Annotated in this window: 23 protein-coding genes, 4 pseudogenes and 1 riboswitch; of the genes and pseudogenes, 17 read left to right on the plus strand and 10 right to left on the minus strand. The window is 71.2% G+C overall.

Annotated features, from left to right (window positions below; translation table 11 throughout):
• Nucleotides 1-177 precede the first annotated feature (177 nt).
• Nucleotides 178-1,170 carry a tryptophan--tRNA ligase gene (gene trpS, locus RV986_RS20500; RefSeq protein WP_475924353.1) on the minus strand — a complete coding sequence of 331 codons (993 nt, stop codon included), beginning with the start codon at nucleotides 1,168-1,170 and terminating at the stop codon, nucleotides 178-180.
• Nucleotides 1,171-1,390: 220 nt separating this feature from the next.
• Here trpS and RV986_RS20505 point away from each other — a divergent pair, with 220 nt between their 5' ends.
• The 4 genes from RV986_RS20505 (at nucleotide 1,391) to RV986_RS20520 (ending at nucleotide 4,538) form a co-directional block, all read left to right on the plus strand.
• Nucleotides 1,391-2,005, plus strand: a complete 615-nt coding sequence (locus tag RV986_RS20505; RefSeq protein ID WP_475924354.1) for an RNA polymerase sigma factor — start codon at nucleotides 1,391-1,393, stop codon at nucleotides 2,003-2,005.
• The gene (locus tag RV986_RS20510; RefSeq protein ID WP_475918814.1) at nucleotides 1,992-2,864 is read left to right on the plus strand and encodes a hypothetical protein; all 873 of its coding nucleotides are present in this window, start codon (nucleotides 1,992-1,994) and stop codon (nucleotides 2,862-2,864) included. The genes RV986_RS20505 and RV986_RS20510 overlap by 14 nt, the downstream gene beginning before the upstream one ends.
• 89 nt (nucleotides 2,865-2,953) lie before the next feature.
• Nucleotides 2,954-3,700, plus strand: a complete 747-nt coding sequence (locus tag RV986_RS20515; protein WP_475918815.1) for a hypothetical protein — start codon at nucleotides 2,954-2,956, stop codon at nucleotides 3,698-3,700.
• Nucleotides 3,701-3,824: 124 nt separating this feature from the next.
• A complete protein-coding gene (locus tag RV986_RS20520) occupies nucleotides 3,825-4,538 on the plus strand; it encodes a hypothetical protein (RefSeq protein WP_475918816.1) in 714 nt (237 codons plus the stop codon).
• 48 nt (nucleotides 4,539-4,586) lie between these two features.
• Here the strand turns inward: RV986_RS20520 and RV986_RS20525 are convergent, their stop codons facing one another.
• On the minus strand, nucleotides 4,587-6,032 hold the full coding sequence (locus RV986_RS20525) for a glycine hydroxymethyltransferase (protein WP_475918817.1): 1,446 nt from the start codon (nucleotides 6,030-6,032) through the stop codon (nucleotides 4,587-4,589).
• A gap of 129 nt (nucleotides 6,033-6,161) precedes the next feature.
• A riboswitch (ZMP/ZTP riboswitch) is annotated at nucleotides 6,162-6,242 on the minus strand.
• Nucleotides 6,243-6,367: 125 nt separating this feature from the next.
• Between RV986_RS20525 and rocD the strand changes: the two are divergent.
• Together rocD and RV986_RS20535 are read left to right on the plus strand one after the other, a co-directional pair.
• A pseudogene (rocD, locus tag RV986_RS20530) lies at nucleotides 6,368-6,550 on the plus strand (ornithine--oxo-acid transaminase); the annotation flags it as partial.
• 15 nt (nucleotides 6,551-6,565) lie between these two features.
• Nucleotides 6,566-6,976 (plus strand): annotated as a pseudogene (locus tag RV986_RS20535) (aminotransferase class III-fold pyridoxal phosphate-dependent enzyme); the annotation flags it as partial.
• A 51-nt stretch (nucleotides 6,977-7,027) separates the two neighbouring features.
• Here RV986_RS20535 and RV986_RS20540 read toward each other — a convergent pair.
• Both RV986_RS20540 and RV986_RS20545 read right to left on the minus strand, forming a co-directional pair.
• Entirely contained in the window at nucleotides 7,028-8,215 is a 1,188-nt protein-coding gene (locus tag RV986_RS20540; protein WP_475918818.1) for a glutathionylspermidine synthase family protein, read from the minus strand.
• A gap of 59 nt (nucleotides 8,216-8,274) precedes the next feature.
• The gene (locus RV986_RS20545) at nucleotides 8,275-8,625 is read right to left on the minus strand and encodes a hypothetical protein (protein WP_475918819.1); all 351 of its coding nucleotides are present in this window, start codon (nucleotides 8,623-8,625) and stop codon (nucleotides 8,275-8,277) included.
• Nucleotides 8,626-8,764: 139 nt separating this feature from the next.
• On the opposite strand from RV986_RS20545, the gene RV986_RS20550 reads away from it, so the two are divergent.
• Complete coding sequence (locus RV986_RS20550) at nucleotides 8,765-9,634, plus strand: DMT family protein (protein ID WP_475924355.1); 870 nt, start codon at nucleotides 8,765-8,767, stop codon at nucleotides 9,632-9,634.
• A gap of 16 nt (nucleotides 9,635-9,650) precedes the next feature.
• On the opposite strand, the gene RV986_RS20555 is transcribed toward RV986_RS20550, so the two are convergent.
• Complete coding sequence (locus tag RV986_RS20555) at nucleotides 9,651-9,920, minus strand: GntR family transcriptional regulator (protein WP_475918820.1); 270 nt, start codon at nucleotides 9,918-9,920, stop codon at nucleotides 9,651-9,653.
• 282 nt (nucleotides 9,921-10,202) lie between these two features.
• On the opposite strand from RV986_RS20555, the gene RV986_RS20560 reads away from it, so the two are divergent.
• Genes RV986_RS20560 through RV986_RS20570 form a run of 3 tightly spaced genes read left to right on the plus strand, consistent with a single transcriptional unit; the run spans nucleotide 10,203 to nucleotide 11,013 of the window.
• Nucleotides 10,203-10,442 (plus strand): hypothetical protein, encoded by a 240-nt coding sequence (locus RV986_RS20560; protein ID WP_475918821.1) that lies wholly within the window; start codon nucleotides 10,203-10,205, stop codon nucleotides 10,440-10,442.
• The gene (locus RV986_RS20565) at nucleotides 10,442-10,786 is read left to right on the plus strand and encodes a hypothetical protein (protein WP_475918822.1); all 345 of its coding nucleotides are present in this window, start codon (nucleotides 10,442-10,444) and stop codon (nucleotides 10,784-10,786) included. The genes RV986_RS20560 and RV986_RS20565 overlap by 1 nt, the downstream gene beginning before the upstream one ends.
• Complete coding sequence (locus tag RV986_RS20570; protein WP_475918823.1) at nucleotides 10,783-11,013, plus strand: DUF7848 domain-containing protein; 231 nt, start codon at nucleotides 10,783-10,785, stop codon at nucleotides 11,011-11,013. The genes RV986_RS20565 and RV986_RS20570 overlap by 4 nt, the downstream gene beginning before the upstream one ends.
• A 280-nt stretch (nucleotides 11,014-11,293) precedes the next feature.
• Here the strand turns inward: RV986_RS20570 and RV986_RS20575 are convergent, their stop codons facing one another.
• Entirely contained in the window at nucleotides 11,294-12,073 is a 780-nt protein-coding gene (locus RV986_RS20575; RefSeq protein WP_475918824.1) for a DUF3050 domain-containing protein, read from the minus strand.
• Between the two features lie 222 nt (nucleotides 12,074-12,295).
• On the opposite strand from RV986_RS20575, the gene RV986_RS20580 reads away from it, so the two are divergent.
• The 6 genes from RV986_RS20580 to RV986_RS20605 all read left to right on the plus strand — a co-directional run bounded on the left by RV986_RS20580 (nucleotide 12,296) and on the right by RV986_RS20605 (nucleotide 20,542).
• Nucleotides 12,296-12,880: a hypothetical protein gene (locus RV986_RS20580; protein WP_475924356.1), complete on the plus strand. Its 585-nt coding sequence runs from the start codon at nucleotides 12,296-12,298 to the stop codon at nucleotides 12,878-12,880.
• A gap of 30 nt (nucleotides 12,881-12,910) precedes the next feature.
• Complete coding sequence (gene pabB / locus RV986_RS20585; protein WP_475918825.1) at nucleotides 12,911-15,103, plus strand: aminodeoxychorismate synthase component I; 2,193 nt, start codon at nucleotides 12,911-12,913, stop codon at nucleotides 15,101-15,103.
• Nucleotides 15,100-16,806 (plus strand): AMP-binding protein, encoded by a 1,707-nt coding sequence (locus tag RV986_RS20590; RefSeq protein ID WP_475918826.1) that lies wholly within the window; start codon nucleotides 15,100-15,102, stop codon nucleotides 16,804-16,806. The genes pabB and RV986_RS20590 overlap by 4 nt, the downstream gene beginning before the upstream one ends.
• Before the next feature lie 113 nt (nucleotides 16,807-16,919).
• A complete protein-coding gene (locus tag RV986_RS20595; RefSeq protein ID WP_475918827.1) occupies nucleotides 16,920-18,491 on the plus strand; it encodes a class I adenylate-forming enzyme family protein in 1,572 nt (523 codons plus the stop codon).
• Nucleotides 18,488-19,717, plus strand: a complete 1,230-nt coding sequence (locus tag RV986_RS20600; protein WP_475918828.1) for an FAD-dependent monooxygenase — start codon at nucleotides 18,488-18,490, stop codon at nucleotides 19,715-19,717. The genes RV986_RS20595 and RV986_RS20600 overlap by 4 nt, the downstream gene beginning before the upstream one ends.
• A gap of 12 nt (nucleotides 19,718-19,729) precedes the next feature.
• On the plus strand, nucleotides 19,730-20,542 hold the full coding sequence (locus tag RV986_RS20605; protein ID WP_475918829.1) for an aminotransferase class IV: 813 nt from the start codon (nucleotides 19,730-19,732) through the stop codon (nucleotides 20,540-20,542).
• 93 nt (nucleotides 20,543-20,635) lie between these two features.
• Here the strand turns inward: RV986_RS20605 and RV986_RS20610 are convergent, their stop codons facing one another.
• From RV986_RS20610 to RV986_RS20620, 3 genes and pseudogenes are all read right to left on the minus strand, one after another.
• Nucleotides 20,636-21,127, minus strand: coding sequence for a carboxymuconolactone decarboxylase family protein (locus RV986_RS20610; protein WP_475918830.1), 492 nt, complete (start codon nucleotides 21,125-21,127; stop codon nucleotides 20,636-20,638).
• Between the two features lie 242 nt (nucleotides 21,128-21,369).
• Nucleotides 21,370-22,390, minus strand: a pseudogene (locus RV986_RS20615) (GMC family oxidoreductase); the annotation flags it as partial.
• Nucleotides 22,377-23,255, minus strand: a pseudogene (locus RV986_RS20620) (aldehyde dehydrogenase family protein); the annotation flags it as partial. The pseudogenes RV986_RS20620 and RV986_RS20615, both read right to left, overlap by 14 nt.
• Before the next feature lie 180 nt (nucleotides 23,256-23,435).
• On the opposite strand from RV986_RS20620, the gene RV986_RS20625 reads away from it, so the two are divergent.
• Complete coding sequence (locus RV986_RS20625; RefSeq protein WP_475918831.1) at nucleotides 23,436-24,320, plus strand: bifunctional helix-turn-helix transcriptional regulator/GNAT family N-acetyltransferase; 885 nt, start codon at nucleotides 23,436-23,438, stop codon at nucleotides 24,318-24,320.
• Nucleotides 24,321-24,421: 101 nt separating this feature from the next.
• On the opposite strand, the gene RV986_RS20630 is transcribed toward RV986_RS20625, so the two are convergent.
• On the minus strand, nucleotides 24,422-25,363 hold the full coding sequence (locus RV986_RS20630) for a hypothetical protein (RefSeq protein WP_475918832.1): 942 nt from the start codon (nucleotides 25,361-25,363) through the stop codon (nucleotides 24,422-24,424).
• Between the last annotated feature and the right edge of the window lie 2 nt (nucleotides 25,364-25,365).

A 25,365-nucleotide genomic window follows, 5' to 3' on the forward strand; every position in this document is an offset into this window, starting at 1 on the left:
GATAGCGCTTCGCGCAGGCAGGGAGGACTGCTCGGGCGGCTCAACTATCGACTGTACGGCGGTGCAGCCCGGAACCGGCCGCCGTACGGGTGTTGTACTCGTCTCGTACTGGCGGCCGGACGGGATGTGATAGGTGCCGGTCGTACGGATCCGTGGTGCAGGTCGCCGTACCGGCGGTCAGTGCTTGGCGGGCAGGAAACCCACCCGGTCGTACGCCTGGGAGAGCGTCTCCCCGGCGACGGCACGCGCCTTCTCGGCTCCCTTGGCCAGGATCGAGTCGAGCGTCTCCGGGTCGTCCAGATACTGCTGGGTGCGCTCCCGGAACGGCGTCACGAAGTCGACCATGACCTCGGCGAGGTCCGTCTTCAGCGCGCCGTAGCCCTTGCCGGCGTACTTCTCCTCCAGGTCCGCGACGCCGGTTCCGGTGAGGGTCGAGTAGATGGTCAGCAGATTGCTGATACCCGGCTTGTGCTCGCTGTCATACCTGATGACGGTGTCCGTGTCGGTGACCGCGCTCTTGACCTTCTTGGCGGTGGTCTTCGGCTCGTCGAGGAGATTGATGAGGCCCTTGGGCGTGGACGCCGACTTGCTCATCTTGATCGACGGGTCCTGAAGATCGAAGATCTTCGCCGTCTCCTTGAGGATGTACGGCTTCGGGACCGTGAAGGTCTGACCGAAGCGGCCGTTGAAGCGCTCGGCGAGGTCGCGCGTGAGCTCGATGTGCTGGCGCTGGTCCTCACCGACCGGGACCTCGTCGGCCTGGTACAGCAGGATGTCCGCGACCTGCAGGATCGGGTACGTGAACAGGCCGACGGAGGCGCGGTCGGCACCCTGCTTGGCGGACTTGTCCTTGAACTGGGTCATACGGGAGGCCTCGCCGAACCCGGTGAGGCAGTTCATGATCCAGGCGAGCTGGGCGTGCTCGGGGACATGGCTCTGGACGAAGAGCGTGCAGCGCTCCGGGTCGAGCCCGGCGGCGAGCAGCTGCGCGGCGGCGAGCCGGGTGTTGGCGCGCAGGTCCGCGGGGTCCTGCGGAAGGGTGATCGCGTGCAGGTCGACCACCATGTAGAAGGCATCGTGGGACTCCTGCAGAGCCACCCACTGGCGGACGGCGCCGAGGTAGTTGCCGAGGTGGAACGAGCCTGCGGTGGGCTGGATTCCGGAGAGCACTCGGAATGTGGGCAGCGGCGCGGAGCGCCCCGTTTGAGGGCGGTGGTGGGCGACGGGTGGGCGGTCAGAGGCCATGCTCACCATTCTCTCAGGTGTCGGGGCCCGGTCCGGAACTGATCGGAAACAGAGAGGGCACGGGTGGGAACCGATTGGCCTTCGGCGGTGTAGCAACAGTGTGAGGACGCGGGAGGGGGGCCGCATCGTCGTCGACGAGGCCGCGGTGATCGCACGCGTACGCGCCGGGGAGCCGGAGGCGTACGCGGAGCTGGTCCATGCCCACACGGGCATCGCGATCAGGGCGGCCAGGGCACTCGGGGCGGGGGCGGACGCGGAGGACGTGGTGCAGCAGGCCTTCATCAAGGCGTACTGCTCGCTGGGGCGCTTTCGGGACGGCTCGGCGTTCAAGCCGTGGCTGCTGTCGATCGTCGCCAATGAGACGAGGAACACGGTGCGCACCGCGGTGCGCCAGCGGACGCTGGCCGGCCGGGAGGCGGCGCTCGTGGAGGCGGAGCCGCTGATACCGGAATCGGCGGACCCGGCGGTCGCCGCGCTGGAGACAGAGCGCCGCGCGGCACTGCTGGCCGCCCTGGAGCAGCTGAGCGGGGAGCACCGGCTCGTCGTCACCTACCGCTATCTCCTGGAGATGGACGAGGCGGAGACGGCCCAGGCCCTGGGCTGGCCCCGGGGCACGGTGAAGTCCCGCCTCAACCGCGCCCTGCGCAAGCTGGGCCGACTGCTGCCGGACTTCGAACCCAGGGCCTCCCGGGAGAGCCGGGAGAACCCGGAGAACCGGAAGCCTCGGGAAGGACGGGAAGGAGGTGATGAGCATGAGTGAGTCGTACGAGGAGGGGGGCGCGGAGCCCTCCGGTGACCGGAGGCGGGGTGCCCGGGAGGGTGTGTCGCGGCTGCCGGAGGAGTTGCGGGCGCTCGGCCGGTCGCTGGACCGGCCGGGGGCGGCCGGGAGCGAGTCGATGGCCGAGCGGGTGCTGGAGCGGATACTCGCCGAGCGGCTGCCGGTCCCGGTGGCCGAGCCCGCGGGGGTCGGAGAGCGGCTGCGGGCGGTGCGCCGCTGGGCGCGGCTGCGCCGGCGTGCGCTGACCGCCGGCCTGTGCGGTGTGCTGACGGTCCTCGTGCTCACCCCTCCGGTGCGCGCCGCGGTCGCCGGCTGGTTCGGCTTCGGCGGGGTCGAGGTGCGGTACGACCCGTCGGCGGTGCCCTCGTCCGGGGCCCGGGTGCCCGGGTGCGGCCCTTCGCTGACGCTGGCGCAGGCCGGGCGGCGGGCCGGGTTCGCACCCGCCGTGCCGGACGCCCTCGGGGTGCCGGACGCGGTGACGGTGTCGCGCGAGCCGAAGGGCCGGTTCCTGATGAGCCTGTGCTGGCGGGAGGACGGGCGGACGGTCCGGGTGGACGAGTATCCGGCGCGGCTGGACATCGGCTTCGCCAAGACGACACCGGTGCCGCCGGAGTGGGTGTCCCTGGACGGGGATCAGGACTACCGGAATCCGGCGCTGTGGTTCCCTCGGCCGCATCTGCTGAGCTTCTGGCTGGTGGACGAGGACGGCGACCGCTTCACCCGCTCCGAGCGGACGGCCGGGCCGACGCTGCTGTGGATGCACGGGGGCGATGTGACCCTGCGGCTGGAAGGCGTGGCGTCCAAGGCTCGGGCGGTGGACATCGCGAAGTCGGTGCGGTAGCCGGAGGTCGGGAGACGAGGTTGCCCCTCCGGCCGGAAAATCGGTCGGTGCCGAAGGGGAACCCCGGCGGGTCGAGCGGTGTACCAGAAGTGACACACGACGTGCGGCGCGGCCGCACGGGGATCGACCGGCGGCTGGGGGTTCGGATGCGCAGACTTCGTGAACGGGCAGCGGTGACGGGGACGTTGGCATCGGCCTTCGCGGCAGCTTTCGCGGTGGTGTTGCTGGGTGCGCCGTCCGCGACGGCCGGCGGTCCGACGAGTGTGCTGGTGGTCTCCCCGGAGAGCGCCCAGAGCACGGCGCTGTACTACTCGGACGAGGAGTACGGGGAGTTGATGCGCCTGCTGGGCGAGCCCAGCTCCGGCTCCCGCGAGCAGCCACCGGGGTTGGGCGTGGGCAGCGGCGGACGTCAGCTCAATGTCACCTGGCTGGTCCACGACGTGACCCCGTGGCGGGTCGACCGCGTCTATCCGGACACACCGCGGAGCAAGGAGGTCTGGATACACACGGCCACCGACGTGCCGCAGTTGATGAACGGCCACTGGCACAAGGCCGAGCAACCCGCCCGACTGCGCGCCCTGTTCAAGAAGCTCGGCGTCATGGGTAAGCCTTCCGGTGAGAGCGGCTCGGGAATCGTCCCGGCGCCGTGGCAGACACCGGAGGACGCCGCTGCCGCGCCGACACCCACCGAACAGCCGCGTGCGGCCACCGCGTCCGCGACGGACCACGGCACCGACTGGTGGTGGGCGATACCGGGGGCGGCAGCCGGGGCCGTGCTGGCCCGGGTGCGGTGGCCGCGGAGGGCGGAGCCCCGGCAGGAGCTCCGGGACATGTGAGTGGCGGGACGAGCTGTGCAAGTGGTCAAACGGACCGGGGGGACGCATGAAAGTCCAGGTGAGACGGGCAGAGTTAGGGCTTCTGCGGGCGAGGTCATGGCTTCTGCTCGTGGTGCCGGCGGTGGTGACGGTGGCCTTGTCGGTGGCGGCGGCCTTGTCGGTGGCGACGGCCGCGCCCGGGGCGCCGGAAGCCCAGGCCTCGACCCGCACCGCGCCCCGTACCGGGCGCGACGCCCCCGATCTGGCGCTGGTCATCACCGCCGACACGGGGCGGACGACCACGCTGCGCTCCGGGGAGCGGGACTTCGCGCGGCTCTGGGAGCTGCTGGCGCCGATGTACACGGGGACGGAGCGGGTGCCGGACGCATGGGTGGCGGGCGGCTTCCCCCGGGTGCGGGCCACGGTGGTCTGGGGGATGACCGGGATCGGGGGCTGGCCCCAGACCCACAGAGCACCCGGCGGCGACGTCGCCATCGAGCGTCAGGACGAGCTGTTCCTCGCCGCGGACGGCACGCCCTGGGTGCGCACGGATCCGTCGCCCGATGTGGAGGACGACGACATCCGCTGGCATCGGGCGCCGCGCTCGGTGTTCGAGCAGTGGGAGAAGCAGGGGAGGCTGTTCGGCTCCGGGAGCGGCTCGGTGGCCGCGATGGCGGACGGGGAGGCACGTCGGGTGGAGAGCGCGAGGTGGGAGGAGCGGGCGAGGTGGACGATACCCGCGCTGGCCGCGGGGCTGGCCCTCGGTGCGGGCGGCACGCTTCTGATGCGCCGCGTGGCGGCCCGGCGTGATGCTGCCGGACCGCCACGGGAACCACGACAGGAGCTGATCGACCTGTAGCCCGGGGCCACCGGACGGGGTCCTCGGGCGGGGTCCTCGGGCGGGGTGTCAGCCGAGGTCGATCTCCGGGTAGAGCGGGAACGGGGCCAGCAGGTCGGTGGCACGGTGGGCGATCTCGTCGGAGATCTTCGGGTCGAGGACGTGCTGGGCCTTGGACGGGGCGCCCTTGGCAGTGGTGCCGGGCTCGGCCGCGGTGAGGACGCGGTCGATCAGACCGGCGATCTCGTCCATCTCGGCGGTGCCCAGACCACGGGTGGTCAGCGCGGGGGTGCCGATGCGGATACCGGAGGTGTACCAGGCGCCGTTGGGGTCGGCGGGGATGGCGTTGCGGTTGGTGACGATGCCCGAGTCGAGCAACGCGGTCTCGGCCTGGCGGCCGGTGAGGCCGTAGGAGGAGGCGACGTCGATCAGGTTGAGGTGGTTGTCGGTGCCGCCGGTGACGAGGGTGGCGCCACGGCGCATCAGGCCTTCGGCGAGCGCGCGGGAGTTGTCGACGACGGCCTGGGCGTAGTCGCGGAACTCGGGGCGCCGGGCCTCGGCGAGCGCGACGGCCTTGGCGGCCATGACGTGCGGGAGGGGGCCGCCGAGGACCATCGGGCAGCCACGGTCGACCTGCTCGGCGAGGGTCTCGTCGCACAGGACCATGCCGCCGCGCGGGCCGCGCAGCGACTTGTGGGTGGTGGTGGTGACGATCTGGGCGTGCGGGACCGGGTCGAAGTCGCCGGTGAGGACCTTGCCGGCGACGAGACCGGCGAAGTGCGCCATGTCGACCATCAGCGTCGCGCCGACCTCGTCGGCGATCTCCCGCATGATGCGGAAGTTCACCAGGCGGGGGTAGGCGGAGTAGCCGGCGACGAGGATCAGCGGCTTGAACTCACGGGCGGAGGTGCGCAGGGCCTCGTAGTCGATGAGGCCGGTGGCGGGGTCGGTGCCGTAGGAGCGCTGGTCGAACATCTTGCCGGAGATGTTCGGGCGGAAGCCGTGGGTGAGGTGGCCGCCGGCGTCCAGGGACATACCGAGCATGCGCTGGTTGCCGAAGGCCTGGCGCAGCTCGGCCCAGTCGGCCGCGGAGAGGTCGTTGACGTTGCGGACACCGGCCTTCGCGAGGGCCGGGGCCTCGACACGGGCGGCGAGGACGGCCCAGAAGGCGACCAGGTTGGCGTCGATGCCGGAGTGCGGCTGGACGTAGGCGTGCTCGGCGCCGAAGAGCTCGCGGGCGTGCTCGGCGGCGAGGGCCTCGACGGTGTCGACGTTGCGGCAGCCGGCGTAGAAGCGGCGGCCGACGGTGCCTTCGGCGTACTTGTCGCTGAACCAGTTGCCCATGGCCAGGAGGGTCGCCGGGGAGGCGTAGTTCTCGGAGGCGATCAGCTTGAGCATGTCGCGCTGGTCGGCGACTTCCTGGCCGATGGCGTCGGCGACGCGGGGCTCCACGGCCCGGATCACGTCGAGGGCGCTGCGGAAGGCGGTGGACTCGGTGGAGAGGGGCTCGGGCATGGTGGCCTCCGGACGTGGCGTTCAGCGTTCACGGGTCGGCCCAGGCGCACGGCACTCGGTCACCGGGCTTCCCTGAATGGACGACTCCGGGCCCCTCCGTCGGCCTGTCCTTCCGGCCTGGGGTCCGGGGGTTGTCCCCCGGGAAAACACGGTGCGGGGCCGCTCCCCGATGGTCGGTCCCATCCCAGCGCGCCAGTCACGGCCCCGCCGGTCAGCCTACCGGGCGCGCCGGATCGCCGGGTTCCTCCGTCCACCATGCGAGCGACGACAGGAAGGGAGCCACGAGCCCGGCCCCCGTGCCGCAGCCATTCTGAGCTGCGGGAAACGGAGACTCCGTGACCACCACCGAACGACTCATCGCCTCGGCCGACGCGCACGGCGCGCACACCTACCACCCGTTGCCGGTCGTCGTGGCGACGGCGGACGGGGCCTGGACGACGGATGCCGAGGGGCGCCGCTACCTCGACCTGCCGGCCGGATACTCGGCGCTGGACTTCGGGCACGGCAACCGGCGGCTGATCGACGCGGCCAGAGCAGTGGTGGCGAGCAGAGAGGTGCTCGGGGTGTTCCGGCCCGGTGAGCACGGGTCGGCGTTCGGCGGGAATCCGCGGGCCTGCGCGGTGGCCCTTGAGGTGATCGCGATGCTGCGGTCGGGCGAGTACCAGGGGCGTGCGGCGGAGCTGGGGAAGCATCTGCACCGTGAGCTGGGGCTGCTGGCGGACACGGGGCAGGTCACGGCGGTGCGCGGGCGGGGGCTGTGGGCGGGCGTCGACATCGCGCCGGAGTGCGGCACGGGACGGGAGATCTCCGAGCAGCTGACGGACCGCGGGGTCCTGGTCAAGGACACCCGTGGCGTCACGGTCCGGATCGCTCCGCCCCTGGTCATCGGCAAGGAGGACCTGGACTGGGGGCTGGCCCAGCTGCGCGGTGTACTGGGCGCTTAGGGAAGTGCGTGCGGGAGTAGGCGCGGAAGTACGTGCGGGCGAACCTGGTGTCTAGAGGATCACGTGCGGCAGGAAGCGGGCGTACTCGTCCGTGATCAGCCCGGACGACTCACGGATGCCGAGCCCCGCCGGCTCGCCCCCGACGACCCAGGCACCGAGGACGACACGGTTGCCGTCGAAGGTGGGCAGTGGGGCCAGCTCCTGGTAGCAGCAGAGTTCGTCGGTGCGCAGGACGGGGGCGGCGCCCGGCTCGTGGACCGTCACGCCCGCGCCCTCGCGGCCGAGCAGGGGCTTGGCGACGTACCCCTTGGTCGTGGCCAGCTCCCGGGGGCCGTCGAGGTGGGCGGGGAGGAGGTGGGGGTGGTCCGGGTACAGCTCCCAGAGGATCCCCAGGAGTGCCTTGTTGGAGAGGAGCATCTTCCAGGCGGGCTCGATCCACAGGGTGGTGCCCGTGCCGCCGCCGTTGTCGAGGGTGTCCAGGACATGGTCGGCGAAGCGGTCGGTGGTGAGCCATTCCCAGGGGTAGAGCTTGAAGCAGCTGCGGATGAAGCGGAGCTGGTTGTCGACGAAGCGGCCGGAGAGGTGGTCCCAGCCGATCTCCTCCACGGAGATCCAGTCGGTGTCGAGGCCGGCCTGTTCCGCCGTCTCCTTCAGATACGCGACGGTCATCAGGTCCTCGCCGAGTTCGTCGGCGGCGGAGTGCGCGAAGTGGAGCGGGCTGCCCGGCGGGAGAAGGGCGGCCTGTGTCTTCCAGGCGGCGATCAGGCGTTCGTGGAGGGAGTTCCACTGGTCGGCGCCGGGGAAGCGGTCCGCCATCCAGAACCACTGGGGGCTCGCCGCCTCGACCAGGGAGGTCGGGGTGTCGGCGTTGTACTCCAGGAGCTTGGCGGGGCCCGTGCCGTCGTATCGGAGGTCGAAACGGCCGTAGACGGAGGGGAGTTCGGCGCGGCGGTGCCAGGCCTCGGTGACCGCCCGCACGATGCGCGGGTCGCTGATGCCGAGGTCGGCGAAACGGTTCGCCGCGACGATGTGCTCGGCTGCCGCCAGGCACATGCGGTGCAGTTCCTCGACGACCTCCTCCAGGGCCTCCACCTCCGGGAGCGAGAAGGCGTAGTACGCGCTCTCGTCCCAGTAGGGGCGCAGGGAATCGTCCGGGTAGCGGGTCAGGGGATAGATCAGGCCCTGCTGCTCGACGGTCTGCTGCCAGCCGGCGCGGGGCTCGATGGTGCGGCGTTCCATGGGGTACGGATCCGATCAGGTGCTGGGCACGGCCTGCGGGTGCGGGGGCGTGGTCGCGCTCAGCCGCCCGAGCTGCCCTTGCCGCTGCCGAAGCCGCCGCGGTCCACGCCGCTGTGGCTGCCGCCGCTGGTGCTGCTGCCGGAACCCTTGCCCGACTTGGTGAAGGAACCGTCGGCGACCCAGCCGCTCTTCTTCTTGCCGCCGTAGTACCAGCCGCTGTTGACGGAGCTCGTGGTCGACTTGCAGTTCTTGTCGGCGACGACCCGGTAGCCCTTGGCCGCGGTGTAGCTGTCGCGGTCGACGCAGCGCTTGTCGGGGTCCGAGGAGCAGGCGGTGAGGGCCGCCGCGAGAAGTCCCATACCGCCGAGTACGACCGTGCCCGAGCGCAGTTGTCGTCGCGTGTCCGCCATCTTCGATCCCCCGTTGCCGTTTTCGGTTCATCTCTGTTCATCCTGCGTGACGCAACGATCAGACTAGAGACCGGTTGCGACAGGCACTCGGGACCCCCCTCGATTCGACGTCCCCTACAGTCACTTCGTGCTCTTTGGAATGGTGTGCGCCCTTGGTGCGTCGGTCTGCTTCGGTACGGCGACGGTGTTGCAGGCGATCGCCGCGCGGGCGGCGGCCGACACCGGTGGCTCCGGTGGCTCCGGCGGGGACGCGGCGCTGCTGCTGCGGGCACTGCGCCAGTGGCGGTATCTCGCCGGCCTCGCGCTGGACGGGCTGGGCTTCCTGCTGCAGATCGCGGCGCTGCGGTCCCTTCCCATCTACGCGGTGGGGGCGGCGCTGGCGGCGAGCCTCGCGGTGACGGCGGTGGTCGCTGCGCGGCTGCTGCATGTGCGGTTGAGCGGGGTGGAGTGGGCCGCGGTGGGGGTGGTGTGCGCGGGGCTCGCGATGCTCGGGCTGGCGTCCGGGACGGAGGGCAGCGAGGCGGGGTCGATGACGCTGAAGTACTGGATGCTGGGGACCGCGGTGGTGGTGCTGCTGCTCGGTCCGGTGGGCGGGCGGATGTCCGGGCGGGGGCGGGCGTTGGTCCTCGGGCTGGGGGCCGGGTTCGGGTTCGGGGTCGTCGAGGTGTCGGTGCGGTTGATCGACGGGCTCGCGCCCGCCACGCTGCTGAGCAATCCGGCGACGTACGCACTGCTCATCGGTGGAGGAGCCGCGTTCATCCTGCTGACCTCGGCGCTACAGCGCGGCTCGGTGACGACGGCCACGGCCGGTCTGGTCATCGGCGAGACCATCGGACCGGCTCTGGTGGGGGTGATCTGGCTGGGCGACCGCACACGCGAGGGTCTGGCCTGGCTGGCCGTGCTGGGGTTCGTGGTCGCGGTGGCGGGGGCGTTGGCGTTGGCGCGGTTCGGGGAGGCGCCGGTGGAGGAGGGGCGCAGAGCCCACCCAGGACGTCCAGGCTGGTCCTGAGTTTCGCAGAGCGCCCTCAGTCGGCGCTCTCGTTCTCCTCGGGGGCGTCGGCAGGCGAATCTTGCGCCCCGATGACGTACGTCCCCTTCGCGGGCAAGGTCGCGACGAGTCCCCGCTTCCGAAGCTCCACGATGGCACGGCGCACGGTACCGATACTCACGCCGTGCAGTTCCGTCATGGCACGCTCGCCCGGCAGCGCGGCCCCTTGCGACAGCTTGCCCGCCGCGATGTCGGCAGCGATGGCGTCCGCCAGCTTCACGTACTCGTAGCGCGGAAAATTACTCATCCCTCCACGGTGACGCACCCCTACGCACACCGCAGAGTCAGGACGCTGTTCACCGCGTCCGGACGCGGTAGGACGAAGAGGGGTGCAGAGGGACGCAGTTGTGAGTATGGTCGAAACGACGAAGACCCCGGCGAGGTGGCTAGACCTCCCGGGGCACGGCCGATCTGAACGGAGCAGACCGACATGCACGACCTTATCCGTCGCCTCACTGAACGGCTGACGCTTCTGTTCGCTCCAGGTACCGGGAACCGCCGAGCAGGAGTCCACCCTGTCGGCGGGCGCTTGAACGTCACGCACCCCGCTGCCGAGCCCCACCCCGAGCTTCTCCCCCTCCACCGCTCCCCCTATGGCCTCCGTCTTCCCCTCGACGGCACCGAATCCCGGCTCGTCCGCCCCTACCTCACCGCCCACGAAAACGAACGCGCCCGGCAGCAGCGCCGCCGTCTCACCCTCGCACTCGCCGCCGACTTCGGGATCGACCTCGACCGGCATCTGGTCGGCGTGGGGCAGGTGGCTGTCTGATGAAGCCCGTCACCGCACTGAGACTGCTGCCCTGGCCATCCCCCGAGGGCAAGCCGTGTTTCCTCGCTCCGAGCGCCGAGGGCGGGTACCTCTCCCGGCTGGCCGACGAGATGGAAGCCGTACAACTGGCGACCGGTGAGGACGTACTCGACCTCGCCCGGAAAGTACTGACCGACCCCGCCTCGCCGTACACGGAGGTGCGGTACGCCGGCATCAGGCTCGCCGAGTGCCTGAGCGACGTGCTGCGGGTTGCCGAGTCACGCGGCCTGCGTCTGCCCGGGACGGAGACCGACGACGCCGGGGACGCCCAGCCCGGCGAGAGCGGGCCGGGAGAGCCCTCGTGAGCCCGCGCGCCGTGTACCGCCGTGTCCCCCACACCATCCGCCACGTCCCAGAGGGCGGCATGATCCACAAGGCGCGCTGCACGGCCTCCGGGTGTACGGCGGAGTCCGAATCTCAGGCCGAGCAGGCAGCCGCCCAGGACTGGCCCCTGCGGCGCACCGAGCACACCGGGCACGACCTCTTCCGCCGCGTTGTGACCGACCACGCCCGCGTCACCCGCGACGAGTAGCCGTACACAGAACGTCCGTCCCCACCACCTGTGTCCCCGCCCTCGAGGCGCTGTTGGCGCATCAGCCGCCAAAGACACCCTCCTCGGAAACCGTGAGCACTTATACGTGTAAGTGTTCACGGTTTCTGGCCCCCATGGGGTGGGATCGACATCACCGAACGGATTCGCCGACAGCGTCCAACCCATAGGCGCAACCCCCGGAGCAACCCCACCGGACGGGAGAAGCGGGGCGCGGCCCCGCCCCAGGGGGTCCGTCCGCGGCAGCGTGCCGCTCAAGCCCTCAAGCCATCGCCTCAGCGATGCCGTCCCACAGGCGGGACCTGGCCTCCAGGGCCAGAATCGCCGTTTCGACCGCCTCCTGCCAGCGCGCGTCATCCGTACCGCAGAGGTCGGCGACCATCTGCATGGCCATGGGCGTGTGCTCCTCGCCGTCGACCTCGATATGGCGGGCCAGGTAGTCGCAGAAGAGCGGAAAGCGGTCGGTGCCCTCCTTCTTGATGACCTGGTCGAACATGTCCGGGATGAGGTCCTCCCGGGAGAAGGCGAACGCGGCCGCCCGGCAGTGCAGCGGCCGGTCGGAGATGATCTCGAAGGTGGTGCGGACGAACTCGGCCGCCGGACTGGGGACTTGGGCGACGCGCAGCGCCGAGGGCACGTCGTGGCCCTCCCCGATCAGGGCGAGGAAGGTGTCGATCCGGGTGGTGCCGGCCTCCGCCTCGGTCATGCCCGCGCGGTACAGCTCGAAGTGGCTGGTGAAACCGCCGTTCAGCTCGTCACTCTCCTCCACGAGCACGATGTCGTTGATCAGCCGCCGGCTCACCGATGTGCCGCGCGGTACCCAGGGGACGTCGACGCAGGTCAGTTCCCGTTGGAGGGACTTCAGAAGTGACATGAAGTCCCAGACCGCGAACACATGGTGCGCCATGAACGTCGCCATGTCCTCCCGGCTGCTTATCCGCTGGTAAATCGAATGGGCGGTGACTTCTTTCCGGGCGGGCTCGATCACGGAACGCGCCCGCTCGATCCCCTCATTGTTCATGTTCCAGTCGTACCTGGACATGGGATCTCCTTCTTCGGGCCGAATGTGGGGTGGATGGCGATCGTGCAGCTTTATCGACGACCCCCGCAAGCACTTTCAGGAATTTCCGAAGAGTTACCAGGAGTACCGCCCCGCAGAAGATATCAAGATAACCAAAAGGTAAACAAAAGGTCACGTTCCGGACACTCGAAAAACTTCGTTGAAGATTTGAACGCGCTGTGGAGGCTTTGCGTATTCGGTGGGGTGACCAGGAATCCCGTTACCGTCACCGTGGCGTACCACGTGATCCCGGGCCGCGAGACCGACTTCCACTCCTGGGGGTGGGCCATGCTGCGGGCGAGCGCCCGTGAGCCGGGCTTTCTTGGGGGTGGCGTACTTGCCGACGGAGAGGCGGAGTGGCATGTGGTCTACCGCTTCGACAGCGAGGTTTCGGCCCTGGCCTGGGAAGACTCGATCACCCGGGCTCAGTGGTCGGCCCGTACGGACTCGTTCGCCCGCGAGACGGGCCGTCGCAGCGTGCGGGGCTCCAAGACGTGGTTCGACGCCCAGACCGGCACACCGGCCGCGCCGGCCGCGCCACGACCGCCGTCGAAATGGAAGCTCTGGTTCGTGAATATGAGCGCGGTATTCCCACCGGTGCTCTTATTCAATGTGACCGTGATCCCCTATCTCAGCGGCATCAATCCGCTCCTCCGCACCCTGCTGCTGTGCCTGTGCGTGACGGCCATCGTCACCTGGATTCTCATGCCGCGACTTCAGCGTTTCTTCAAGAAATGGCTGTACCCACCGCTCCAGGCACTCCGTGGACGACATAAACGGACCGCGTAGGCCCGAGAACGATCAAAGGGAGGTGGGCGGGTGAAGACCCTGCTCATCGACAATTACGACTCGTACACGTACAACCTGTTCCAGCTGATCGCCGAGGTCAACGGCGAGGAGCCGGTGGTGACGCTGAACGACGCCCCCGCCGACAGAATTCCGGATCTTGCGGAATTCGACAATGTCGTGGTGTCGCCGGGACCGGGGCATCCGGGTGCGTCCCGTGACTTCGGGATCAGCGCCAGAGTGCTCGCCGAGTCCACGATCCCGGTGCTCGGCGTCTGCCTCGGCCACCAGGGCATCGCGCTCGGCGAGCGCGGCCAGGTGCTGCCCGCCCCGGAGCCCCGGCACGGGCATCTGTCGACGATCCGGCACAACGAGCGGGACCTGTTCCAGGGGCTGCCGCAGCAGTTCACCGCGGTCCGCTACCACTCGCTGTCCGTGCGCGAGCCGCTGCCCGAGACCCTGGAGGCCACCGCCTGGGCCGAGGACGGCGTGCTGATGGGGCTGCGGCATCGCACCCGACCGCTGTGGGGAGTGCAGTTCCACCCGGAGTCCGTGCTCACCGAGTACGGCTACCGGATGCTCGTGAACTTCCGGAACCTCACCGCGGAACGGGCCCACAAGCCGCGTACGAAGAACACCGCGGTCACCCCGGCCGCGGCCGCGATCCCCGCCCCGGCCGCCGCCCTCCCCCGCCCCGCGCGGGGCGTCCGCCCCGGCTACCGGCTGCACACCCGCCGTATCGCCACCGCGGTCGACGCGGAGTCCGCCTTCACGCGGATGTACGCCGCCTCCCCGCGGGCGTTCTGGCTGGACAGCTCGCGGGTCGAGGTGGGGATGTCCCGGTTCTCGTTCTTCGGTGACGGCTCCGGTCCGCTCGCCGAGTTCGTACGGTACGACGTCACGAGCGGCCGCTGTGAGATCGAGCGGGCCGGGCGGCCGCCGCGCAAGGTCCGGGCGAGCGTCTTCGACTACCTCAAGCGGCAGTTGGCGAACCGGCGCGTGGACGCCACCGGGCTGCCCTTCGACTTCACCGGCGGATACGTCGGCTACTTCGGCTACGAGCTGAAGGCCGACTGCGGCTCCCCCAACCGCCACCGGGCCGAAACCCCCGACGCCTGCTGGCTGTTCGCCGACCGGCTGATCGCGATCGACCACCAGGAGGGCTTCACCTACGCCGTCTGTCTGGCCGAGGACACCCCGGCGGCCGCGCGGGAGGCCGTCGACTGGCTGGAGGGCGCGGTCGCGCAGCTCACCTTCGTCTCCACGCAGAAGTCGCACGTGCCGCTGCCCGCCGAACCGGACCTCGGCGCCGCCGAGCCGTGGCTCGTCCGCGACCGGGCGACCTATCTCGCGGACATCGAGGCCTGCGGGCGGGAACTGCGGGCGGGCACCAGCTACGAGATCTGTCTGACCAACGCCGCGCGGCTGCCCGCCCCGCCCGACGCGTACGACTTCTACCGGGTGCTGCGCCGGGTCAATCCGGCGCCGTACGCGGCCTTCCTGAAGTTCGGCGACCTCGACGTGGCGGGCGCCTCCCCGGAGCGTTTCCTGCGGATCACCCGGGACGGCGTCGCCGAGGCCAGGCCCATCAAGGGCACCGCGCCGCGCGGCGAGACCCCCGAGCAGGACGCGCGCCTCAGGGACGCGCTGGCCGCGGACGCCAAGACGCGCGCCGAGAACCTGATGATCGTCGATCTGCTCCGCAACGACCTGGGCCGGGTCTGCCGGACCGGCACGGTACGCGTCTCGCAGCTCATGGCCACCGAGTCGTACGCCACCGTGCACCAGCTCGTCTCCACCGTGGAGGGCCGGCTGCGCGAGGACACGGAGGCGGTGGACTGCGTCCGTGCCTGCTTCCCGGGCGGCTCGATGACCGGCGCGCCCAAGCTCCGCACCATGGAGATCATCGACTCGCTGGAGACGGAGGCACGCGGGGTGTACTCCGGGGCCCTCGGCTACCTGGGGTGCAGCGGGGGCGCGGACCTCAGCATCGTCATCCGTACCGCCGTGCTCGCGGACGGGCTGATGCAGCTGGGCGCGGGCGGCGCGATCGTCCTCGACTCCGATCCGGCCGCGGAGTACGACGAGATGCTGCTGAAGACGGCGGCGCAGATGCGGGCCCATCGGGAACACGCCGCCGTGCGGACCCCTGGCGAGCGCGCCACCGTACGGACCCGTCACGAACACATCACCGTGCCGGCCGTTGCCGAGGAGCCCGCCCGATGACGCCCCCGCCCCCGCCCTCCACGACCGACCCCCGTCCGCGGTCCGCGACCGATCCCCGGGCCACCGACGCTCAGGCCGACCCTCAGGCCACCGACCCTCAAGTCACCGCCCCTCAAGTCACCGCCCCTCAGGCCACCGTGCTTCCGGCGCCGGCGCCGGCGTCGGCGCCGGCGCCGGCGCCGGCCGACGCGGACGCTCCCGGCAACCTCGCCACCCATCTCGCCGCCCTCGTCGAGCGACGCGGCTGGGGTGACCGGATCGCCTTCCACCAGGGCCACCGGGCCTGGACGCACGACGAGGTGCACGATCTCGCGGCCCGCGCGGCCGGTGTGCTCGCCGGGCACGGCGTCGGTCCCGGCGACCGGGTGCTGCTCGCGCTGCCGGACGGCATCGCCTGGGTGGCCGCCTTCCTCGCCACCGCCCGGCTGGGCGCCGTCGCGGTACTGGTCAATCCCGAACTGCCCCCGGCCGACCACACGTTCATGGCCGAGGACACCCTGGCCGTGCTCTGCGTGACCGGACCGGGCCTGGAGGACCGTTTCACCGACCGCGTGCGCCTCGGCGCCGACCAGCTGATGGCGCTCACCCACGACACGGAGCCGGCCGCCGCGCACCCGGTCGACGCGCACACCCCGCTCTACGTCCAGTACACCTCCGGCACCACGGGCCGCCCCAAGGGTGTCGTGCACTGCCACGGCGACCCGCGGCTCTACCACGACCTCATCGGCCGGCGGCTGCTGCGGATCACCCCGGACGACGTGACCCTGTCGGTGTCGAAGCTGTACTTCGCGTACGGCTTCGGCAACGCGTTGGTCTTCCCGCTCTTCTCCGGCTCGTCCGCCGTCCTGGTGGACCGGCGTCCGAACCCGGCCGCCGTGGACGAACTCGTCGCCCGGCACCGGGTGACCCTGCTCTACTCCGTGCCCTCCGCGTTCGCCGCCCTCGTCGCCGACCGGGGCAGCGGCCACGCGGCCTGTTTCGCCTCCGTACGGGGCGCCGTGTCGGCCGGGGAGGGCCTGCCCGAGGAACTCGGCAAGCAGATCACCGACCTGCTCGGCGCGCCGGTCCTGGACCAGATCGGCTCCACCGAGGCCGGTCACGCCTTCTGCGCCAACAGCTTCGAACACAATCACCCGGGCACGGTCGGCCGTCCGGTCCCCGGCTTCGAGGTGGAACTCCGCGACCGTGCCGGACTGCCGGTGGCGGACGGCGCGGAGGGCGAACTCTGGGTGCGCGGGCCGACGTTGACGCCCGGCTATCTGAACCGGCCCGAGGAGACGGAACGCACCCTGGTCGGCGGCTGGCTGGCCACCCACGACCGGGCGCGCCGCGAGGAGGACGGCAGCTACCGGCACCTGGGCCGCACCGACGACCTGGAGATGGTCGGCGGGATCACCGTCTCCCCGCTGGAGGTGGAGGCCGTACTGCGGGCCCACCCGGCGGTGAAGGAGGTCGCGGTCGCGGCCATGACCGACTGGCGCGGCTTCAGCCGGCTGCGGGCCTTCGTCGTCCCCGTCGCGCCCTTACCGCCCGGTCTCTCCGGGCTGTCCGGTCCGTCCGGTCTGGAGGCCGTCCTGGTGGGCCTGGCGCGCGAGCACCTCGCCGCGTTCAAGGTCCCCAGAGCCATCAGTTTCGTCCCGTCGCTGCCCCGCACCGCGACCGGAAAGCTCCGCCGCCACCTCGTCCGCCAGGGCGCCTGGTGACCACCGCCGCACCACGACCACAGACCACAGCCACACAGAACACAGCCACAGCCACAGCCACAGACCACAGACCACAGGACAGCACAGACCACAGGACTGAAGGGAACGGGCACATGCGACAGCAGCAGCCCCTGCTCGCCGACCGCGGTTTCTACCTGGGCCCGATGTTCCGGCACGCGGCGGACCGCCACGGGGCCGTCTTCGTCACCCTGGACCGGCCGCTGGACGTGAACCCGGGCCTCGGCACCGACCTCAGCTATCCCGTACTGGCCGAGGTGGTGGAGGAACTCTCCGGGCGGCTGTGGGAGGCCGGGGTCCGGCCCTCGGAGGAGGTGGTCGTCCACAAGACGGACAACGTCGACATCGTCCTGCTGACCTGCGCCGTCTCCCGTATCGGCGCCGTTCCCGTCCTGCTCTCCCCCGCGCTCGCCGGGCCCGTGGTCGGCCAGCTCCTCGAACGGCTCCACAAGCCCTGGCTGGTCACCGACAGAGCCAAACTGGACGGCCCGCTCAAGGACGTCGACCTCTCCACGCTCGTACGACGGACGCTCTCCGTGGACGACGCGCCCGGCGCCGAACCCCTGGAGAAGTACGCCGGATCCCCGACGCCCTCTCCCGTCCGGCTGCACCCGCGCGAGGCCGCCCTGATCACCCACAGCTCGGGCACCACCGGCCTCCCCAAACTCGCCGTGCACTGCGCGAACACCATGTGGAACCGGCTCGTCCCGCAGAAGGCGATGGGCTGGCCCACCCGCGGTGAGACCGCCGCGCTGCACATGTCGTTCGTGCACTCGCGCTTCTACCACCTGCTCGGCGTCCTGCTGCACTTCGGCAGCCCGCTCGTGCTGATCACCGATCCGGACCCGGCCACGGTGGGACCGCTGCTGACCCGGCACCGCCCCGGCATCGTCGAGACCCACCCCAACACCTTCGTACTGTGGGAGGAGCTGGCCGACGCGCCCGGAGCGCCGCTCTCCCGGGTCCGCTCGTACGGCTCCACGTTCGACGCGATCCACCCGCGCACCGTACGGCGGCTGCTGGACGCCTCGAAGCGCCGTACGCCCTGGCTGATCCAGCTGTACGGGCAGAGCGAGACGGGTCCGGTCGCGTTCCAGTGGTTCACCCGGCGCAGCGCCGCCCGCGCGGACGGCCGCCGGGTCGGGATCGGGATCCCCGGCTTCACCCGGGTCCGGGTCACGGACGCCACCGGCGGGCGGGCCAGGCCCGGCACACCCGGCCGGATCGAGGCCCGCACCCGGGGGCGGATCCTCACCTACCTCGGCGCCCGGGAGCAGTATCTGCGCCAGCTCGACGGCGGCGACTGGTGGCAGATGGGCGACATGGGCTACCAGAGCCGGCTGGGCGCGCTGTATCTGATCGACCGCGAGATCGACCAGATCGACTCGGTGCACAGCAACCTGGAGGTCGAGGACACGCTGATGGACCGGCTGGAGGAGCTGCGCGAGGTCGTCATCGTGCCCGGCACGGACCGCGAGCCGGTACCGGTGGTGTGCGTGCGGGGCGAACAGCCGCTGGACCCGGCGCGCTGGCAGAAGGCCACGGCCGATCTGCCCCCGATGGCGGAGCCCCGGCAGTGGCGGTTCGAGGAGCTGCCGATGACCGCGACCTGGAAGGTGAAGCGGGTGGAGATCACCCGCATGCTGGCCGCGGGCGCACGCACATGAGTCCGGTGGACACACGTCCGGTCCTCGTGGTGGGCGCCGGGCCCGTGGGTCTGTCGGCGGCGCTCGGACTGCGGGCGCACGGCCTGCCGGTCGTACTGCTGGAGGCGGACCCCGAGGACCGTGAACGCCCCGGCAGCCGCGCCCTGTTCGTACACCGCGAGACCCTCCGCCTGCTCGACCGGATGCGCCCGGGACTGGCCGCCGAGATCACGGCGTACGGAAGCACCTGGCACACCAGACGGACCCTGTACCGGGGCCGCGAGGTGTACTCCCGCACCTTCCCGCCGCCGACCCCGTCCCCGTCCGGCGCCCCGGCCGGCATCCCGCCCTTCACCAGCCTGCGCCAGGTGGACACCGAGCGCTTTCTGCGCACCGCCTGCGAGGCCGCCGGGGTGGAGTTCGTCTGGGACGTGCGGGTGACGGGGGTGCGTTCCGGGCCCGCGGAGGTCACGCTCACCGCCGAGGACGGACGGGTCTGGACCGGCGCCCACGCCGTCGCCGCCGACGGCGCCCGCTCTGCGGTCCGGGGCGAGCTGGGCATCCCGATGGAGGGCACCCGCGCGGACGGCTTCCACGTCGTCGTGGACGTCGCCGACATCCCCGGCGCCGAGCTGCCGTTGGAGCGGGTCTTCCACTACGAACATCCGGGGGTCGGCGGCCGCAGCGTGATGCGGGTGCCGTTCACCGGGGGCTTCCAGGTCGACCTGCAGTGCCGGGACGACGACGCGCAGGAGGCGTACGGGAGCGAGGAGGCCGTACGGGAATGGCTGCCCGCGGTGGTGGGCGAGGGGTACGCCGAGCGGATCCTGTGGGTGTCGACCTACCGCTTCCTGCGCAAGGTCGCGGCCTCGTTCGCCGACCCGCACCGGCGGGTGCTGCTCGTCGGCGAGGCGGCCCATCTCTTTCCGCCCTTCGGCGCGCGCGGCATGAACAGCGGGATCGCGGACGCGGCGGCGGCCGCGGCGGCGATCGCGGCGGCGATCGCCGACGGAACGGCGGCGGCGGTCGCCGAGTTCGCCGAGGTCCGGCGCGCGGCGGCCCTGTTCAACAGCGAGGCCGCCGGTACGGCACTGGACCACCTGCGGCCGCGGCGCCGGATCGTCCGGGTCAAGCAGCGGGCGGCGGCGGCGCTCGCGCCCGTGCTGCCGTGGTGCGGATCCTGGCTGGAGCACGCTCCCTACGGCCCCCGGCACGGTTCGCCCGTCGTCGCCGGCCGTAAGTACTGAGAGGGGAATGCGGTGACACAATCAGCGATCGCCAAGGGCCTGTTGGGATGGGCGCCCGGCCGTGGTCTGACTCCGGCGACCGGTCCGGCGACCGGCGCGGCGACGGGCGGACGGCTGCTCGTCGCGGACTCCTGGCTGCTGCGGGAGGGCCGGATGCGCGGCTTCGACCGGCACCGGGAACGTTTCCTGCAGGCCTGCGGCGACTGCGGCGGGCCGCCGCTCGCCCGACTCGTCGAGTTCTGGCAGGACATGACCGCCGCGCTGCCGCGCACCGGAGAGTGGTTCCCCCGGGTCGAACTCGCCTCCGGCTCCATGGAGTTGCGGCTGCTGCTGCGCCATGCGCCGCCGCTCGGCACCGGTGTACGGGTCTGGGCGGCGGGGCAGCCCGATCCACGGACCGTTCCCCGCCGCAAGGGACCCGACCTGGACACCCTGGCCCGGGTCCGGCGGCGGGCGGCCGGGGAGGGCGCGGAGGAGGCGGTGCTGATCGCGCCCTCCGGCGTGGTGCTGGAGGCGGCCACCGCCAGCGTGCTGTGGTGGGAGGACGACACCCTGTGCCTGCCCTCGCCGCAGCTGCCGGTCCTCGCCGGGGTGACCGTCGCCCTCATCCAGGAACGGGCCCGGCGGTCCGGGATCCGTATCGCCCACCGCGAGCGGACCGTGGCCGAGCTGGACGGCCGGGAGGTGTGGCTGGTCAACGCGCTGCACGGGATCCGGCCGGTGACGGACTGGACGGGACGGCCGATGGCGCCGGCGCCGGCGGCGCGTGCCCCGGAATGGCGGAAATGGCTGGAGAGCGTGAGGGAGCCGCTACCGACCGACTGAATTCCCAGGGACGGAAAAGCCGAAAACAAAGCGCCGGGCCGCATGGAAATCGACCCGGCGCTCTTTCTCGTATCCGAATTCAGTATTCAGTATTCAGCTTTTCTTCTGGGCGGGCTGATAACCGCCCGGCACCATTCGTGTCGCGATCGCGATCCGGTTGTACGCGTTGATGACCGTGGCCGCCCAGATCAGCGCCGCGATCTGGGCCTCGTCGAAGACCTCCGCGGCTTCGGCGTAGACCGCGTCCGGCACGTGACCGTCGTGCACCAGCGTCACGGCCTCGGTCAACGCCAGCGCGGCACGCTCCCGTTCGGTGAAGAAGGGGGTCTCCCGCCAGGCGTTCAGCGCGTAGATCCGCTGCTCGGTCTCGTCCGCGGCGCGGGCGTCCTTGGTGTGCATGTCGAGGCAGAACGCGCAGCCGTTGATCTGCGAGGCGCGAATCCTGATCAGTTCCAGCAGTTCCGGTTCGACCTTGGCGTCCTGGGCCGCGGAAACGCCGGCACCGTGCAGGGCGCCCATCGCACCGGACACCTCCGGGGTAATCTTCTTCAGGGCCACACGGGAAATGGAGTCACTCTTGCTCATGAGGCGACTCTATCCGTGGAAAGGCCTGTCGTCCATCCATGGAAAGGCCCGTCGTTCATCCGCGGAAAGGCCCGTCGGCTCATCCGTGGAAAGGCCCGTCGTTCATCCGTGGAAAGGCCCGTCGGCTCCCTGATTGCCGAGAGCATTTTCCCCAGTGTTGCCGAAAGGCATTGCCGCGGACCTGCAGCCGTGGGAGCGGACCTGCAGCCGTAGGAGCCGTTGCGCAGGATCCACTGCCCAGGAGTCGGGAAGACGGACGCGTCGGCGATTCGCAGACCGTCGAGTCCGCGCACCCTCAACTCCGGGTCGACCACGGCCAGTTGATCATCCGTGCCGCCCATCCGGCAGGTGCCCTCCGGGTGGTACACGGTGTGCGCGACCTGGCGTGCGTACGCGCTGAGCTCCTCGTCGTCGGTGATCTCCGGCCCTGGGCACACCTCGCGCTTGAGCCAGCCGGCGAGCGGCTCGGTGCGGGCGATCCGGCGGGCAATGCGGATGCCGTCGACGAGGGTGACGATGACCGACTCCGGGTGGTCGAGCAGGTTCTCGCCGACGCCGGGCAGGTCGTGGGCCACGGGTATGCCGAGTTCCTCCAGGTCACGGGCGGGTCCGATCCCGGAGTGCAGCAGCAGCCGCGGCGAGTCGACCGCGCCCGCGCACAGCAGGACCTCGCGCCGGGCCCGTACGAGGGTCTCCGTGCCGTCCTCGGCGCGGACGTGCACGCCCGCGGCGCGCGCCCCCTCCAGCTCCAGCCGGTACGCCCATGTCTCCAGCAGGAGCGTCAGGTTGGGCCGTTCAACCATCACCGGGTGCAGATACGCGACCGACGCGCTGGAGCGCTTGTCGTTCTCGGGGTGTTACGCGAGGTCGAAGAAACCGGCGCCCTCGGTGAACGGCTTCCTGCTGAAGCCCTCCACGCGCGGGCACGCCCAGCGCGCCCCGGGCGGCGTCGACGAAGTCGCGGGCGATGGCGTTACGGTCCTTCTCGTCGACCGGGACGATGTGGTTGAGGAGCCGCGCGAAGTACGCCTCCATCGGCACCGCGCCCCAGCCCTTGGCGCCCGCCGCCTCCCACTCGTCCCAGTCGGACGGCAGCGGCTTGAACGCGATCAGCGTGTTGTGGGACGAACAGCCGCCGAGGACGCGGGCGCGGCTGTGCCGGATGTGCGAGTTGCCGCGCGGCTGCACGGTGGTCGGGTAGTCGTAGTCCAGTGCGCTGCCGAGCAGGCCCATCCAGCGGCGCAGGGTGAGGTCCGAAGACCTCCTCCCGCACCACCCTCATCCCGCGGTGGCACTGGTCGAGGACGGTCGGCTCGTAGAAGTACCCGGTGGCGGGCCGTTCGGCGGACGGCTCGGGACGCCTGCCGCCCGCGCGCAGCACCGCGCCCTCGGCGAGCGCGGAGGCGACGTACGCCTCGGTCTTCTCGCGCTGCCCCTCCGGCACGAGGGGGCCGCACTCGACGCCGTCCTCGGTACCGCGGCCGAGCCTGATCCGTCCGGCCCTGCGGACGAGTTCGGCGACGAAGCGCTCGCGCACGGTCTCCTCGACGATGAGCCGGGATCCGGCCGAGCAGACCTGGCCGCTGTGGATGAAGGCGGCGTTGAGGGCCTGGTCGACGGCGGTGTCGAAGTCCTCGTCGGTCGCGCAGGCGTCGGCGAACACGACGTTGGGGTTCTTGCCGCCGAGTTCCAGCGCGACCTTCTTGACGCTCTCCGCGGCGGCCCGCGCCACCTTCGTACCGCTGACCAGGCCGCCGGTGAAGGAGACGAGGTCGACGTCGGGGTGCTCGGCGAGGCGGGCGCCGACGGTGTGCCCGGGGCCGGTGACGAGGTTGGCCACCCCGGCGGACAGGCCCGCCTCGGCGAGCAGCCGTATCAGCGCGACCGTCGTCAGCGGGGTGATCTCGCTCGGCTTGATCACGAAGGTGTTCCCGGCGGCGAGGGCGGGGGCGATCTTCCAGCCGGCCTGCAGGAGGGGGTAGTTCCAGGGGGTGATCAGCGCGCAGACGCCGACGGGCTCGTGCACGACGACGCTGTGGATGTCGGCGGACCCGGCGTCGACGACCCGGCCGCCGCCCTCCCCCACGACGAGATCGGCGAAGTACCGGAAGGCGTCCGCGACACAGCACACGCGTGTCACTCCCGGGGCCGGTAGTCCCTGCCCCTCGACCCGGGATGCATGCACAATCAGTGACCAAAAGTGCTCGGCGTCACTGAAAAACCGCCAGAAATGGAACCGGAAAGCACGAAACAGTCGACGTCTCGGATCTGCTGAGCGAACCGCAGAAAGCTTGACTAAAGTCAAAGAATGACGGAGTCGGTGTCGGCGGACGACGTACGGGCGCTGCGGCGCTTCAACCGGTACTTCACCCGGCGCATCGGGGTGCTCGACGACCACTACCTCGGGCAGAACCGGCCCCTCGGCGAGGCACGGCTGCTGTTCGAGATCGGGGACGGGACCTCGCTGCGGGAGCTGCGGAGCCGACTCGGCCTGGACGCCGGGTACTTGAGCCGCATGGTCCGGGCGCTGCAGGCGCAGGGGCTGGTGCGGGTGAGTGTGCCGCCCGAGGACAGCCGGCTGCGCGTCGCGGAACTCACCCCGGCCGGGCGGGCGGAGGTCACGGAGCAGAACCGGCGGGCCGACTCGCTCGCCGAGGGGCTCCTCGGCGGCCTCGACGAGCGGCAGCGCGGTGAACTCACCGCCGCGGTCGCCGCCACCGAGCGGCTGCTGCGACTGGCCGGGATCACCGTCGCGTCCGTCGACGGCGCCTCGCCCGACGCGCGCGGCTGCCTCGCCGCGTACGCCGCGGACATCGACGAGCGGTTCCCGGAAGGGTTCGACCCCGCCGCCCTCGTACGGCCCGACGAGGTGTCGGGGAACTCGGGTGCCTTCCTGGTCGCGTACGAGGAAGGGCGTCCCGTGGGGTGCGGGGCGCTGCGGCGGCTGGGGCCGGGCGTCGGTGAGATCCGGCATGTGTGGGTGCGTCCCGAAGCCCGGCGGCTCGGCCTCGCCCGGCGGATCCTCGACGGGCTGGAGCGGGCGGCCGCCGGGCGCGGGTACGGCGTCGTACGACTCGACACGCACGCGGTGCTCACCGAGGCGCAGGCGATGTACCGGGCGTGCGGATACACGGAGATCCCGCGGTACGACGACAACGTCTACGCCGCCCACTGGTTCCAGAAGCGGCTCTGACGCGCGCCGCGGCGGCCGGTTCGGGCGAGCCCGGTGCGGTTCAGCGGTTCAGCAGCTTCTGATTGAGCAGTTCAGCAGCTTCTGGTTCAGCGGCTTCCGGTTCAGCACTTTCCGGCCAGGCAGAACGACTTCACCGCCTCGTCCTGGATGCGCTGCTGCTCGGGCCACGCGTCGGACGGGCCTCCGGTGAGGATGGCGTACAACTCGTTGTCGTCGGCGTGGATGACACGGTCCAGGGTGCGCAGTTCGACGCCCCATTTCTGGCTCGGGTGGGAGTAGTCGAGCTCGGCGGCCTCGCCCCGGTCGTCGGCGACGGCTTCCAGACTGTTGCGGTGGTAGCCGGAAAGCTGCTTCTTCAGGTCCGTCTCGGCCGCCGTGAGCGTGCCGCGCGGGGTGGGGTTGGGCTCGCTGACCCGGAAGACCTGGACATAGCGGGGGCCGCCGCCCGATTCCCGGTAGTAGTAGATCGTGACGCCGTTCTTGCCGCTCTGTGTCTCCGGCTCCCAGTTCTCCGGTACGACCATGTCGAACTCCCCGGTCGAGACGGACTGATAGCCCACCGGGACGGCACTGGTACTGGCACTGGCACTGGCACTGGCCGAGGGGGAGGCGGAGGTCGTGTCCAGGGTCGGGGTGGGTGTGGGCGTGGACTGCGAGGTGTCCGGGGTGGTGGGGACGGTGGACACCTTGGTGCGGGCGTCGTCCTTGTGGGTGCCGCCGCTGTCCCTGCTCCACACGTACCAGCCGCCGAATCCGCCCGCCGCGCCGACGAGCAGGGCGGCGGTCAGCACCGCGACCACGCGTTTGGTGGCCGGGCTGAAACGCGGGCCGGGACCGGGACCCAGGCCGGGGCCGGGACCCAGGCCGGGGCCGGGACCGGGGCCGGGACCGGGGCCGGGGCCGGGGCCGGGCGGCGGTGCGGGGTCGAAGTCCGGGCGTGGCGGGGGCGGTGGGGTGTAGCGGCCCGGCGCCGCGCCCGTCTCCCAGCTCTGGGTCTCGGAGTTCCAGAAGACCTCGCCCTTACCGTCACTCTTGCCTGCCACGG

This window comes from Streptomyces sp. RLA012 (assembly GCF_056270325.1).

Excerpts from the sequence above, each read along its gene's own strand:
- RV986_RS20525 (WP_475918817.1), bottom strand. The coding sequence starts at position 6,032 with ATGCCCGAGCCCCTCTCCACCGAGTCCACCGCCTTCCGCAGCGCCCTC.
- RV986_RS20565 (WP_475918822.1), top strand. The coding sequence starts at position 10,442 with ATGAAGCCCGTCACCGCACTGAGACTGCTGCCCTGGCCATCCCCCGAG.
- RV986_RS20555 (WP_475918820.1), bottom strand. The coding sequence starts at position 9,920 with ATGAGTAATTTTCCGCGCTACGAGTACGTGAAGCTGGCGGACGCCATC.
- RV986_RS20625 (WP_475918831.1), top strand. The coding sequence starts at position 23,436 with ATGACGGAGTCGGTGTCGGCGGACGACGTACGGGCGCTGCGGCGCTTC.
- RV986_RS20545 (WP_475918819.1), bottom strand. The coding sequence starts at position 8,625 with ATGGCGGACACGCGACGACAACTGCGCTCGGGCACGGTCGTACTCGGC.
- RV986_RS20540 (WP_475918818.1), bottom strand. The coding sequence starts at position 8,215 with ATGGAACGCCGCACCATCGAGCCCCGCGCCGGCTGGCAGCAGACCGTC.
- RV986_RS20610 (WP_475918830.1), bottom strand. The coding sequence starts at position 21,127 with ATGAGCAAGAGTGACTCCATTTCCCGTGTGGCCCTGAAGAAGATTACC.
- RV986_RS20600 (WP_475918828.1), top strand. The coding sequence starts at position 18,488 with ATGAGTCCGGTGGACACACGTCCGGTCCTCGTGGTGGGCGCCGGGCCC.
- RV986_RS20590 (WP_475918826.1), top strand. The coding sequence starts at position 15,100 with ATGACGCCCCCGCCCCCGCCCTCCACGACCGACCCCCGTCCGCGGTCC.
- RV986_RS20550 (WP_475924355.1), top strand. The coding sequence starts at position 8,765 with ATGGTGTGCGCCCTTGGTGCGTCGGTCTGCTTCGGTACGGCGACGGTG.
- RV986_RS20510 (WP_475918814.1), top strand. The coding sequence starts at position 1,992 with ATGAGCATGAGTGAGTCGTACGAGGAGGGGGGCGCGGAGCCCTCCGGT.
- RV986_RS20595 (WP_475918827.1), top strand. The coding sequence starts at position 16,920 with ATGCGACAGCAGCAGCCCCTGCTCGCCGACCGCGGTTTCTACCTGGGC.
- RV986_RS20575 (WP_475918824.1), bottom strand. The coding sequence starts at position 12,073 with ATGTCCAGGTACGACTGGAACATGAACAATGAGGGGATCGAGCGGGCG.